The organism is Enemella evansiae, assembly GCF_004362375.1.
GTDB classification, from domain to species: Bacteria; Actinomycetota; Actinomycetes; order Propionibacteriales; family Propionibacteriaceae; genus Enemella; species Enemella evansiae.
The window spans coordinates 541,612-553,863 of the sequence record NZ_SNXA01000009.1; the positions used below are offsets into that span (position 1 = coordinate 541,612).

General features: G+C 70.9%; 12 protein-coding genes. 3 read left to right on the plus strand and 9 right to left on the minus strand.

The genetic code is table 11. The annotated features are described in order from the left end of the window. Positions 1–59: 59 nt before the first annotated feature. Complete coding sequence (locus C8D81_RS10605; RefSeq protein WP_166646762.1) at positions 60–1,457, minus strand: MFS transporter; 1,398 nt, start codon at positions 1,455–1,457, stop codon at positions 60–62. 112 nt (positions 1,458–1,569) lie between these two features. Between C8D81_RS10605 and C8D81_RS10610 the strand changes: the two genes are divergently transcribed. Continuing rightward, positions 1,570–2,445, plus strand: coding sequence for a helix-turn-helix transcriptional regulator (locus C8D81_RS10610; protein WP_133626030.1), 876 nt, complete (start codon positions 1,570–1,572; stop codon positions 2,443–2,445). Between the two features lie 15 nt (positions 2,446–2,460). Here the strand turns inward: C8D81_RS10610 and C8D81_RS10615 are convergent, their stop codons facing one another. From C8D81_RS10615 to C8D81_RS10625, 3 genes are read right to left on the minus strand one after another with little or no spacing between them, the layout of a single operon-like run. Further along, positions 2,461–2,910: an OsmC family protein gene (locus tag C8D81_RS10615; protein ID WP_094357478.1), complete on the minus strand. Its 450-nt coding sequence runs from the start codon at positions 2,908–2,910 to the stop codon at positions 2,461–2,463. Positions 2,911–2,926: 16 nt separating this feature from the next. Next, complete coding sequence (locus tag C8D81_RS10620) at positions 2,927–3,844, minus strand: cation diffusion facilitator family transporter (RefSeq protein WP_094357480.1); 918 nt, start codon at positions 3,842–3,844, stop codon at positions 2,927–2,929. Next, a complete protein-coding gene (locus tag C8D81_RS10625) occupies positions 3,844–4,215 on the minus strand; it encodes an ArsR/SmtB family transcription factor (RefSeq protein WP_094404886.1) in 372 nt (123 codons plus the stop codon). The genes C8D81_RS10620 and C8D81_RS10625 overlap by 1 nt, the downstream gene beginning before the upstream one ends. A 70-nt stretch (positions 4,216–4,285) precedes the next feature. On the opposite strand from C8D81_RS10625, the gene C8D81_RS10630 reads away from it, so the two are divergent. Beyond that, positions 4,286–5,626 carry an MATE family efflux transporter gene (locus C8D81_RS10630; RefSeq protein WP_229119116.1) on the plus strand — a complete coding sequence of 447 codons (1,341 nt, stop codon included), beginning with the start codon at positions 4,286–4,288 and terminating at the stop codon, positions 5,624–5,626. A 77-nt stretch (positions 5,627–5,703) separates the two neighbouring features. On the opposite strand, the gene C8D81_RS10635 is transcribed toward C8D81_RS10630, so the two are convergent. From C8D81_RS10635 to C8D81_RS10645, 3 genes are read right to left on the minus strand one after another with little or no spacing between them, the layout of a single operon-like run. Then, the gene (locus C8D81_RS10635; protein ID WP_133626031.1) at positions 5,704–6,015 is read right to left on the minus strand and encodes a hypothetical protein; all 312 of its coding nucleotides are present in this window, start codon (positions 6,013–6,015) and stop codon (positions 5,704–5,706) included. Continuing rightward, positions 6,008–7,195, minus strand: a complete 1,188-nt coding sequence (locus C8D81_RS10640) for a C45 family autoproteolytic acyltransferase/hydolase (protein ID WP_133626032.1) — start codon at positions 7,193–7,195, stop codon at positions 6,008–6,010. The genes C8D81_RS10635 and C8D81_RS10640 overlap by 8 nt, the downstream gene beginning before the upstream one ends. Then, a complete protein-coding gene (locus C8D81_RS10645) occupies positions 7,192–8,607 on the minus strand; it encodes an amidase family protein (protein WP_133626033.1) in 1,416 nt (471 codons plus the stop codon). Before C8D81_RS10645 ends, C8D81_RS10640 begins: the two co-directional genes overlap by 4 nt. A 91-nt stretch (positions 8,608–8,698) precedes the next feature. On the opposite strand from C8D81_RS10645, the gene pdxR reads away from it, so the two are divergent. Continuing rightward, positions 8,699–10,189, plus strand: coding sequence for a MocR-like pyridoxine biosynthesis transcription factor PdxR (gene pdxR / locus C8D81_RS10650; RefSeq protein ID WP_094431072.1), 1,491 nt, complete (start codon positions 8,699–8,701; stop codon positions 10,187–10,189). Here the strand turns inward: pdxR and C8D81_RS10655 are convergent. Further along, a complete protein-coding gene (locus C8D81_RS10655) occupies positions 10,159–10,824 on the minus strand; it encodes a pyridoxamine 5'-phosphate oxidase family protein (RefSeq protein ID WP_094400631.1) in 666 nt (221 codons plus the stop codon). The genes pdxR and C8D81_RS10655 overlap by 31 nt on opposite strands. Before the next feature lie 49 nt (positions 10,825–10,873). Beyond that, positions 10,874–12,205 carry an FAD-dependent oxidoreductase gene (locus C8D81_RS10660; RefSeq protein WP_166646763.1) on the minus strand — a complete coding sequence of 444 codons (1,332 nt, stop codon included), beginning with the start codon at positions 12,203–12,205 and terminating at the stop codon, positions 10,874–10,876. Positions 12,206–12,252 lie beyond the last annotated feature (47 nt).

Sequence of the window (12,252 nt, forward strand, 5' to 3'; positions counted from 1 at the left end):
TCGCTCGTACCTCGCTCGCTCAACCGGCGTACCGGTCAATCTCAGCTTCGCTGCGCGAGCTACTCGATGACCGTGGCGGCCACCACCCGGTTCTGCGCGCCGAGCAGGCGTACCGCCAGGGCGCCGAAGACGACCGCCAGGCCGACCTGGATGAAGGCCACCGCGCCGAACGCGCGCGACTCACCGAGCACCGGACCCAGCTGGGCGTACAGGCCGCCGAAGACCGCCACCCCGAGCCCGAGGGCCGCCTGCTGGGCGGTCGCGATCAGGCCACCGGTGAGTCCCGCCACCCGGTCCGGTACCGCCTGCATCACCGCACCGACCAGCGGCGCGAACATCCACGACTGCGCGAATCCGAGCACCACCCCGATCAGCTGGAACCACCACACCCAACCGGACACCTGCGCCCAGGAGACCAGCCCGACCGCGATCAGCGAGAGCCCCTGCAGCACCGCACCGATCACCATCGTGCGGCCGCCGAAGCGGGCGATCATCCGGGTCGAGGTGATCGACCCGGTGACGAAGGCGAGCGCGAACAGCCCGGTCGCCAGGCCCGACCCGAACGCGTTCAGCCCGAGCGATCCCTGGGTGAACAGGGCGAAGTCATACATGAAGGCACCGAAGCCGGAGAAGAAGACCAGGGCCATCGTCATCCCGATCCACACCGGTGGCAGGGCCAGCACCGCGGCCGGCAGCACCGCGGGCCGGTCGGTCCGCGCGGCCCACCGCTGATGCAGGATCAGCGCGATCAGCAACACCACGGCGAGCCCGAGCAGACCCAGATCCCACACCGCCCAACCGGCCGTCGGGCCGAGCGAGAGCGCCACCACCAGCACCAGCAGCGCGGCGGCGAGCAGCATCGAACCGACCGGATCGATGCGGGCCGGGTGCGCGGAGCGGGTGTCGGGCAGCTTCGCTCCCCCGAGGTACGCCGCAGCGGCCACCACCGCACCGGTGAGCAGCGCACCCCGCCATCCGAAACCGGCCGGGAGTGCGACGATCACCGCGCCGCCGACCAGCTGCCCGGCCACCGTCCCGACCCCGCTGGCCGCCGAGAAGACCGCGACCGCGAGCGCCCGGTCGGCACCGGTCAGCATCGCCTGGATGGTGGCCAGGATCTGCGGCATCATCACCGCGCTCGCCAACCCCTGCGCCGCCCGCGCGACCAGCAGCAGGCCGATCCCGGGCGCCACCGCCGCGGCCACGGTCGCCAGCACCACCCCGGCCAGCCCGATCCGGAACAGCCTGCGCCGCCCCAGCCGGTCACCGAGATGACCGGCGGTGACCAGCCCGGCGGCGAAGGCGGCGGTGAAGGCGCCGACCACCAGGGAGAGCCCGGCCGGCCCGGTACCCAGGCTGTGCCGGATGTCGGGCACCGAGATGTTGGCCAGCGACAGCTGGAAGGTGGCCAGGAACGCTGCGGCGTACAACGGCCAGACCGAGAGGACGCGAGACATGACACCCACTCTCACCCCGATCACCGGAGCCAGGAAGACGGTCCCCATGCTGGTACCGGCACCACCAGCCTGAGGCCTTCCAGCCGGGTGGTGATCGGCGGAGAATGGGCGCATGGATGACGGCCGGACCGACGATCAGCGCAGCACCGAGCTCGGGCGGTTCCTGCGCAGCCGCCGCGACCGGCTCACCCCGGCCGAGGTCGATCTCCCGGGCGGCCCGCGGCGCCGGGTGCCGGGGTTGCGCCGCGAGGAGGTCGCGGTGCTCGCCAATGTCGGCACCACCTGGTACACGTGGCTGGAACAGGGTCGCGATGTGCACGCCTCGGAACAGGTGCTCGGTTCGCTGGCCGATGCGTTGCTGCTCAATGCCGACGAGCGGGCCCACCTCTTCCAGCTCGGCGGCTACCCCGATCGGGCGCTCACCCCGGGGCTCAACGAGGTCGACGAGCGGGTGCACACCCTGATCGACAACCTGTGGCCCACACCCGTGGTCGTCACCGACAACCTGACCTATGCGGTGGCCTGGAACCAGACCTGGCGCTTCATGATCGATGACACCGATCGGTTGCCCCGGGAGTCGTTGAACTGCACCCTGCTGACGTTCACCCAACCGGGTTGGCGCGAGGGCTATCGGGAGTTCGAGCGGCACCGGGCGGTCTCGGTGGCCAAGCTGCGCGCCTCCTATTCCGAGACGATGAACGATCCGCGCTGGCCGGCGCTGCTGGACCGGTTGCACGGCTGCGACGGCTTCACCGAGCTGTGGGAATCCGGTGATGTGCTGCGCGAGGCCACCGGCACCAAGACGATCCGCTCCGTCCACGTCGGCGAGGTCACCTATCGCGCGCTCAGCCTGGTGGTGCAGGAGCATCGTCGGCTCAAACTCACCGTCTTCCAACCGGCCGATGACGATGCCCGCCGCAAACTCGGCGAACTCGGATCGCTGATCACCACCGGCCGGCTGGGCGGAGGTCTGCGGGTGGTGAGCTGAGGGGTACGCCGCCGCTCAGATCTCCTCGATGGTCGGTTCGATCCGCATCGAGACCGCCAGCGAATTCGCGATGAAGCATTCGGAGTGGGCGATCTCCACCAGCCTCGGCACCCGGCTCGCGTCGCCGCGCACGGTGATCCGGGGCCGCAGCACGATCTCGGTGATCCGGGTCGGGCGCACGTCGTCCGGCATGATCGCGACGGCCTCGTCGGCGTACGCCACCACGTCGATCCGAGCGCGTGCGGCGACGGCCAGGAAGGACAGCAGCTGGCAGGAGGTCGCGGCCGCCAGCAGCAGTTGCTCCGGGTTGAGCTGGGCCGGATCGCCGCGGAAGGCCGGATCCGCGCTGATCGTCAGCTCCGGCGCACCGGACGGGGTGACGGTGTGGCTGCGGTCGTAGCCGTCGTAGCCGACGCCGGTCGATCCGCTCCAGCTCAGCGTGGTGGCGTACTCGTGGGTGGTCACGACCGCAATTCTGGCCTCACCAACCGACCTCGGCGCAACCCTTGTGATCCTCCGGCTCCACCTGCAGCGTGGCGTGGGTGATGCCGTGCTTCTCCTCGAGCAGCTGACGGGCCTCGTCGAGGACCGAGTGGACCTGCTGCTCGTCGTCGGCGACCAGGTGCACGGTGGCGACGTTCATCCCCGAGGTCAGCGTCCACAGGTGCAGGTCGTGCACATCGCGTACGCCCGGGAGGGCGGCCAGGTCGGCGCGCACCTGGGTCGGGTCCATCCCGGCCGGCACGTGCTGGCCGAGCACGGCGAACACCTCACGGCCCAGGATCACCGCACGGACGGCGACGAAGATGCCGATGGCGGCGGCCACGATGGTGTCCCAGTAGGCGTTACCGGTCCACATCATCAGGGCACCGGCGACGAGGACGCCGACCGAGCCGGCGGCATCGGCGAGCACCTCGAGATAGGCACCCTTGACGTTCAGGCTCTCCGAGGCGCCGTCGCGGAGCACGAACAGCACGATCACGTTGATCAGCAGGCCGATCGCGCCGACGACCATCATCGGCCAGGTCGCGATCTCGACGGGCTTGCCGATCCGGTCGATGGCCTCGATCATCACGAACACCGCGACACCCATCATCACCGCGGCGGCGAAGAGGGCGGCGAAGACCTCGATGCGGTAGCGCCCGTAGGTGCGCTTGCCCGATTCATCCGGCTTGCTCGCGATGTGGGTGGCCAGCAGCGCGGCGCCGAGGGTGGAGACGTCGGCGGCCATGTGGCCGGCGTCCGAGAGCAGCGCCAGCGAACCGGTCCACAGACCAGCGACCAGTTCGACCACGAAGAAGGTCGCGATCAGGATGAACGAGAAGGTGAGTCGACGGCGCTGCCGGGCACCGGCGTGCCCGGGTGCGATCGCCGGGCCGTGGCTGTGTCCAGATCCCATCAGTTGTCTCCTTCAATCGGGCCGTGGTGGCTGTGGTCCAGGTGATCGGCCTCGTCGCTGTGCGCGAGGGCGATCTCGATCAGGTTGCGGACGTGGGCGTCCTCGAGTCGATAGAAGACGTGCCGGCCGGAACGCCGGGCCGCGACGATGCCGTGCGCGCGGAGCAGCCGGAGCGCGTGCGAGACCGCGGACTCGCTCTGCCCGTTCGCCTCGGCGAGACCGCCGACGCACTGCTCGCCGTCCAGCAGCGAGATCAGCAGCCGCAGTCGGTTCGGGTCGCCGAGCAGCGCGAACGCGTCGGCCGCCCGGGTGAGCGTCGCCGCATCCGGGCGCGGCACAGTGGCCGACGCGACATCTGAATGACTCGTCATATGTGCAGATTAACCGAGGACGTGCCCGGACGGCAATCGCGGCGGCGTACCGTCCCTCTAGGCTGACCGGGTGGCAGCAGAGGAGGAGAACCGCGCACCGACCCGGCCCGATCCCGCGACCCATCGCCGGGAGGTGCTCGCGCTGGCGATCCCGACCTTCGCCACCCTGGTCTCGGAGCCGCTGCTGCTGATGGGGGATGCGGCGATCATCGGGCATCTGGGCACCATCGAACTGGCCGGCCTGGGCATCGCGGGGAACATCATCACCGTGATCGCCGGGCTCTGCGTCTTCCTGGCCTACGGCACGACGGCAACGGTGGCGCGGCGGCTCGGGGCGGGCGATCGGCGCGGGGCGCTGGCCGGTGGCGTCGACGGGATCGTGCTCGCCGGACTGATCGGGGTGCTGGTCACCGTCTTCCTGCAGCTGGCACAGGGGCAGCTGATCGCGCTCTACCAGCCGAGCGCCGAGGTGGCCGCGCAGGCGAACGCCTATCTGCGAGTGGCCTCGCTCGGCTTCCCCTTCCTGCTGGTGATGCTGGCCGCCACCGGGGTGCTGCGCGGACTGCAGGACACCCGTACCCCGCTGAAGGTCGCGATCACCCTCAACCTGGCCAACATCGTGCTGAACCTGGTGCTGGTGCACGGAATCGGTCTCGGCATCGCGGGCGCGGCGATCGGCACGGTCTGCGCGCAGGTGCTGGCGGCCGGAATCCTTTCCTATGTGGTGATCCGCGGCGCCCGCCGGGAGGGTACGCCGCTGCGGTTCCGTCCGCTCGGGGTGCTGGCGGCCGCCCGCAACGGCGGCTGGCTGGTGCTGCGCACCCTCGCCCTGCAGGTCTCGATCACCGCGACGACCGTGGTGGCGACCCACACCGGGGCGGTCGGCCTGGCCTCCCACCAGGTGGTCAACTCCATCTGGACCTTCCTCGCCTTCGCCCTCGATGCGGTGGCCATCGCGGCCCAAGCGGTGATCGGCAAGCACCTGGGCGCCGGCGATGCCGCGACCACCCGGCACCTCACCGCGATGATGGTGCGCTGGGGTGTGGTCGGCGGAATCGTCGCCGGGGCGGTGATCGCGGCGGTGTCCTGGCTGCTGCCGCTGGTGTTCACCCCCGACCCCGAGGTGCGGTCACTGGTCACCCGGGTGCTGCTGGTGGTGGCCCTGCTGCAGCCGATCGCCGGGGTGGTCTTCGTGCTGGACGGGGTGCTGATCGGTGCCGGCGATGCGCGATACCTGGCGATCGGCGGACTGCTGGTGGCGGCGGCCTATGTGCCCGTCGCCCTGCTGGTGGATCGGCTCGGGGCCGGCCTGGTCTGGCTCTGGGCGGCATACGGCATCTCGATGCTCGGCCGGCTGATCGTGCTCGGCGTCCGCGCCCGCGGCGAGAAGTGGATGCGGCTCGGGGTCTGAACCATCCGGGGAGAATGACCATGGAATATTCGCCCTTATAAGTGAATAGTGCAGCCCGAGGGCCAAATATTCCATGGTCATTCTTTGTATCGGCGCACCAGCGCGCGCACCACCCAGCACAGCAGCACCAGCGCCACGAACAGGCCGAAGCAGAAGATCGGCAGGCCCAAGGCGTACCCGGGGCCCTCACACATCGAGCAGTCGCGCCTGATCTGCAGCACGATCTGCATGTAGACCGGGTAACCGATCGCCCAGGCGAGCACCAGCAGCCCTAGATAGGGCAGGCAGGACTCCGTGGTGCTCGGCGGCTGTTCCCGCATTCCGAACCGGTCTGGCAGGGACTCGTCCTCGGTGGCTTCGTCTCGCTCGTTCCTCGCTCGCTCAGCCATCCTGGGGATCCGGTTCCAGGCTGACCTCGGGGGCTGGGTCGTCGTCGAAGACACGGGTGAGATCCCAACTGGCGAAGGGGTTCTCGCAGACCGGGCCGGTGGCGATCGACAACCGGCCGGCCAAGGGGTCGAGGATCAGCGCGTAACAGGTGATCACCTGATCGGCCTCGGCGACGACGGGATCCTGGTGCCGGCAGACGCTGTCGGGGACGGAGAAGTGGTCCCGCAGCGCAGCGGCGATCGCGGCCGCATCGACCCCGCGGGCGGCCAGGGCATCCGCCAGCCGGTGCCGGACCCGGGTCGGGCGGAGCAGGGTGAGCGCGGCCCGGCCGGCGCGCAGATCGGTGAACGGCACCGGCGGTTCGAAGTGGTTCGCGTGCGCGACCAGCCCGTCCTCGCCCGGGTACTGCACCCCGTGATAGCCCGGCGCCAGTTCCAGATTGATCGCCTCCGCACCGTGCTCGTCGGCGGCGCCGAGCATCAGATTGCCCGAGGAGATCCGCCTGGCCTGCAGCAGCGTCTGCAGCGCCCGGCTGAACCGGGGCGCGTGCAGCACCGAACGCAGCAGGAAGTGATACGGCACCCCGTCCCACCCGCGGTCCCGGTCCGACACCAGCAGGTTGGCGCAGACCGCGAGCCCGGTCGAACTGACCCCCGACTTGGCCAGCATCCCCGGTTCGGTCAGGGTGAGCGCGGCATGCCCACGATCGTCGCGGCTGGCCAGCAGGAAGGAGGTCCGCTGCTGCCGGGGATGCCAGTCCCAGTTCTGCGCGACCAGCAACCGGCCGGCGGCGGTGTGCGATCCCAGCACCGCCAGCGAGGTGCAGCCCTCCTCCTGAAACTCCTTCGACTCACGGGAATCCTCACCACCGTAGAGAAGTTCGGTCCGGGCGTTCAGCGCGAAGATCAGTTCCGGGTCCACCCCGGCACCGTGCGCCAGGCCGCGCAGCATCCGCTCGGTGATCGGGTCGAAGCCGGCGCAGATCTCGCCGAACCGGGCCCCGGCTTGGCGCACCTCGTCCTCGGCCAACCCGGCCAGATCGCGGAACTGCCCCAGATAGTGGTGCAGCGAATCGGCGACCAACTCGGCGGTCTGGTCACCGAGCCGCTCCCCCATCTGCTCCGGTGTTCCCTGCACCACGACCAGCGGCGGACCGGCGGACTGCACGGCCGGACTCATCGACCCTCCAGATCCAATCGCCGGCCCCCGTCGCTGAGTCCGGCGAAACCGCCGGTCTCCGCCTCGATCACCGCGGCCACCGCCAGCAACCGCTGGTCGGTGAACCGGGGCCCGACCAACTGGATCGCCAGCGGTCGGTTCCGCTCATCGACCCCGGCCGGCACCGTCATCGCCGGCTGCCCGGTCAGATTGAACGGATAGGTGTAGGGCGCCCAGTCCAGCCAGGATTCCATTCCCGACCCGGCCGGGATATCGGTGTCCACCTCGAAGGCCGGCGTCGTGGTGACCGGGGTGAGCAGCACGTCCCAGTCCCGGTGCAGGGCGGCCAACCGGCCGGCGAGCAGGGTTCGGGAAGCCATCGCATCGGCGTACTGGATCGCGGTGTGCCCGGCCGCCCGGTCCGCGAAATAGCGCATCGTCTCATCGAAGAGCTCGCGCCGCTCCGGCCCGGCGTGGTCGATCACCGCCGCGCAACCCGTTTCCCACAACAGATCCAGGGTCTCCCGGGCGCCGGCGACATCGACCGACACCGGCTCCACCCGGGCGCCGCGGGCCGCCAACCGGTCCGCGGTCTGCTGCACCGCCGCCCGCAGTTCGGGGGCGGCGGGATAGGGCCCCCAGTCGATGTCGACGGCGACCCGGAGCCCGTCGAGGGAACCGTCACCGGACGGCACCTGGAAACCGGGTCCCGGCCAGCTCATCCCGTCCCGGTCGTCGGGCTGGGCGATCGCGTCCAGCAGGATCGCCAGGTCGCCGACGGTACGCGCCAGCGGGCCCTGGTGGGAGAGCGAGCCGAAGGCGCTGCCGGGCAGCATCGCGACCCGCCCGTAGGTGGGCTTGATCCCTGCCAGGCCACAGAATCCGGCCGGCATCCGGATCGATCCGGCCCCGTCGGAGCCGATCGACCAGGGCGTCATCCCGGCCGCCACCCCGGCCGCCGCGCCACTGCTCGACCCACCAGGGGTGAGCGAACGGTCCCACGGGTTGCGGGTGGTGCCCCACAGCGGCGAATCACCGACACCCTTGCAGCCCCAGTCCGGCATCGTGGTCGCGCCGACGATCACCGCACCGGCCTCCAGCAACCGGTCGACCACCGGGCCGTTCACCCTCCCCGGGGTGTCCGGGGTGCCGCGCGATCCGGCGCGGGCGATCCGGCCGGCGACCGGGACGTTGTCCTTGACGGTGATCGGTACGCCATCCAGCGGTCCCCGGGCACTGCCCCCGCGCCAGCGCTGTTCGGCCTGCCGGGCCTGCTCGCGGGCGGTGTCGGTGTCCATCCGGCTCATCGCATTGAGCACCGGTTGCAGGTCCTCGGTGCGGGCCAGCGTCCGCTCCAGCTCCTCGACCGGGGACAGCTCCCCTGCGGCGTACGCCCGGTGGAGTTCCTGTGCGCTGCGGAAGTCTTCGCTCACTTGTCCTCCTGCTTCAACCCTGAAGCCGTCAGTTCCCCACTCCGCCTATCCTGAGCCGAACCCAGGTGCCGAGCTCATGGGAAGGATCGTCTTGCCCCGTCACGCTACGCCGTTCCATCTCACGCTCGCCCTGGACCCCCGGGACGGTCGGCAGGCCAGCCAGCTCGCGGCCGCCCTGGTGCGGGCGATCGCCGACGGGCAGCTGCACGACGGTGACCCGCTGCCGTCGACCAGGTCGCTGGCCCGGCACCTCGGCCTGGCCCGCTCGGCCGTCGTGGCGGCGTACGAGGAGTTGAGCGCGGCCGGATTCCTGGTCGCCACCGCGGGGTCGGCGACCCGGGTCGGGCCCGGCGCCCGATCGGCGTCGCTGGCCGGGGCGTACACCCATCCGACCGAGGCGGAACCACAGTCGGCCGGGGCGGAGGGGACCGCGCATCCGATCCGGCTCGATCTGCGCCCGGGTCATCCCGATCCCGGGCTGATCGACGACCGCGACTGGGCCCGCGCCTGGCGCCGCGCCGCCGCCGCACCGCTGCAACCGCCGGCCGACGCGGTGACGGCGTTGCGCCCGGGATTCGGCCACAGCTTCCACGAACCGTTGCGCCGTGCGCTGGCCGAGCACCTGCGCCGCAATCGTGCGGTGGTCTGCGACGCCGCCGACGTCTTCCTCTTCCCCGGCGTGAATGCCGCGCTGCGGGCGCTGGTCGGGCTGGTCGGGGAACCGGACCGGGCGATCGCCTTCGAGGAGCCGGGTTATTCGACCGGCCGGCGGGCGCTGGAGAGCAGCGGCGCCCGGGTGCGGCCAGTACCGGTGGATGCCGAGGGGCTGCGGGTCGATGACCTGGGTGACGAGTGGGGTTGCTATGTCACCCCGGCCCACCAGTACCCGCTGGGCAGCCGGATGTCGGTGGCCCGGCGGGCCGCGCTGCTCGACTGGGCGACCGCGCACGATGCGCTGATCCTGGAGGACGACTACGACGGCGAGTTCCGCTACGACGTGGCGCCGATGCCCTCGCTGCACAGCATGAACGCCGGTGCCGAGCGGGTGATCTATCTCGGCACGGCCTCCAAGATGCTGGCCCGGGAACTTCGGGTGGCCTGGGTGGTGCTGCCCCGCCGGTTGCGGGAGCCGATGCAGGATTTCCTTGCCAGGACAGGGGATTCGGTCAACCCGGTGGCGGCCGCGGCGCTGGCCGAGTTCGTCGATTCGGGGGCCCTGGTACGCCAACTGGCGCGCGCCCAGCGTGGGTACGCGGCCCGTCGGTCCCGGTTCACCGAGGCCTGCCGGGATCTGCTGCCCGGACTGGTGCTGCAGGGCATCGAGGCCGGCCTGCATGTGGTGCTGCGGTTGCCCGCCGGGATCGACGACCGCGCGCTCCGTGATCGGTTGCTGGTCGACGGCCTGGCCTGTCAGGCGCTCAGCGACTACTGGCTCGGTGACCCGGGGGCGGGCGAATCGAGATCGGGCGGGCTGGTGTGCGGGTACGCCCGGTTGCCGGAGACCCGGGCCCGGGAGGCCGCCGCCCTGATCGCGGCGGCCCTGGCCCGGATTCAGGCCGAACCGGGCGCACCGCCGGCATAGCTGCGCACCGAGGGTGAGACCGGCAGCCCGGTCGCCCGGGGTGCGGAGACCGGTTCGCCGTAACCCCATTCGATCGGCAGCACCCCGGTCCACAGCCGCGGATCGACCTGCTCGCCGGGTTCCGGGTCACCGGGCGGGGCAGCGCGGACCTTGACCGTCCAGCTGCCGTCGGTGATCGGCAGGGTCAGGCACTGGGTGGCGGCGAGCTGTTTGCGGGTGTGCTCGGGCACCTCGGCGGCCCGGCCCGGCATCAGCTGCTCCGACAGCGTCGTCAGTGCCTCGGCGGCCTCCGCGCCGGTGATGGTGCGCAGCGCGCCGTGCACGACCGCGGAGCGATAGTTGGCGCTGGAGTCGAACAGCGTGTGGCCATAGACCCAGCCGTCGAGCAGGCTGACGCAGAGCGCTGCGGGGGCGCCCTCGGCGACCAGCCGGAGCGCCCCGGCACCGGTGGATCCGTGCATCACGATCCGATCGCCGTCGCGGCCATAGAACATCGGCACCACCAGCGGTCGGCCGTCGAGCACCGTGCTCAGGGAGCCGAAGTGGTGGCCGGCGTCGAGCACCGCATCGAGCTGGGCGCGTTCGGTCCGGGCCCGTTCGGGGTGACGGTTGATGCGATCTGGTCGTCGGCTCATGGTTACGAATCGTGCGCCATTCCGGACAACCGGACAAGGCCACTATCGCTCAGTTCCGCAGTCCAGTTTCCTGCTCCTGGCGGGCCGCGTCGAGCAGTTCCTCGCGGTCGACCAGTTTCACCGTGGGCGCCCCGTGCTCATCGCCGAGGGCCTGCTCGGCCTCCTCGATCCGGTGCCACTGTGACCAGTCGACGGTGGTGATGCCACGGTCGCCGAAGAGTTCGGCGATGTCGGGGCGTTCCCCGCCCACCCCGGGCGTACGCCCCAGCGCGTCGGCCAGGGTGTCAACGGTCTCGGCCGCATCACCCTTGTTGGTGCCGATCACCCCGGTCGGCCCGCGCTTGATCCACCCGGTGACGAACTCGCGGCCCACCTCGGCCGGGGCCGCGACCGCGCCGGCCTCGTTCGGGACCAGGCAGGCGATCTCATCGAAGGGCAGCCCACCGATCGGTTCCCCGCGGTAGCCGATGGCCCGGATCGCCGCCTGGGCAGGGATCTCACCCTCCACGGTGACCCCCTCGGGGGTGCGGGTGACGACCCGGACCGCGGAGACCCGGTGCTCCCCCTCGATCCGTTCCGGGGTGGTCCAGAAGTGCACGTGCAGGGTCCGGGACGGCTGCTCCCCCGCCGCATCCGACTCGGCCTGCCGGGCCAGCGCCTCGCGGAACAGCTTCAGGTTGACCCCGGCCTCCTTGGACAGGTCGTCGCGTTCGGCGAATTCGGCCGGGTCGACATGGAGCAGTACCCGCAGGTCCGGCAGGGTGAGGAGTTCGGCCAGCTCGACGCGGGAGAACTTCACATGCGCCGGACCACGGCGGATCAGCAGGTGCACCTCGTCCAGCGGTGCGGAGGCGATCTCGGCGACCACCTCGCGCGGCATATCGGTGTGCTCGAGGATCTTCCTGTCCTGCAAGGAGATGCGGGCGACGTCGAGGGCTACGTTGCCCGCACCGATGATCACGATCGAGCGATTGCCCGACAGGTCGGCGGGCTGTCCGACATCGGGATGGCCCGAATACCAGGCCACGAAGTCGGCGGCACCCACGCTGCCGGTGAGCTGCTCACCGGGGATCCCCAGCTCACGGTCGTACCGCGCCCCGGTGGCGTACACGATCGCGTCGTAGTGCTCGAGCAACTCCTGGCGGGTGATGGTGCTGCCGACCCGCACATTGCCGAAGAACCGCACCCGCGGATCGTCGAAGGCGCGGGCCAGGGCGCGGGCGACACTCTTGGTCTTGGCATGGTCCGGGGCGACGCCGTAGCGCAGCAACCCATAGGGGGCGGGCAACGATTCGAAGACGTCGACCGCGGTCACCTCATCGCGTTTGAGCAGAGCCTGCACCGCATAGATCCCGCTCGGCCCGGATCCGACGACGGCCACCCGCCAGCCGCGGTCCGAGGCCGCTCGATCGTTCGACCCGGGACTTT

Coding starts and splice junctions, on each gene's coding strand:
- C8D81_RS10640 (WP_133626032.1), bottom strand. CDS start 7,195: ATGAGTCCGGCCGTGCAGTCCGCCGGTCCGCCGCTGGTCGTGGTGCAG.
- C8D81_RS10655 (WP_094400631.1), bottom strand. CDS start 10,824: ATGAGCCGACGACCAGATCGCATCAACCGTCACCCCGAACGGGCCCGG.
- C8D81_RS10635 (WP_133626031.1), bottom strand. CDS start 6,015: ATGGCTGAGCGAGCGAGGAACGAGCGAGACGAAGCCACCGAGGACGAG.
- C8D81_RS10625 (WP_094404886.1), bottom strand. CDS start 4,215: ATGACGAGTCATTCAGATGTCGCGTCGGCCACTGTGCCGCGCCCGGAT.
- C8D81_RS10620 (WP_094357480.1), bottom strand. CDS start 3,844: ATGGGATCTGGACACAGCCACGGCCCGGCGATCGCACCCGGGCACGCC.
- C8D81_RS10610 (WP_133626030.1), top strand. CDS start 1,570: ATGGATGACGGCCGGACCGACGATCAGCGCAGCACCGAGCTCGGGCGG.
- C8D81_RS10605 (WP_166646762.1), bottom strand. CDS start 1,457: ATGTCTCGCGTCCTCTCGGTCTGGCCGTTGTACGCCGCAGCGTTCCTG.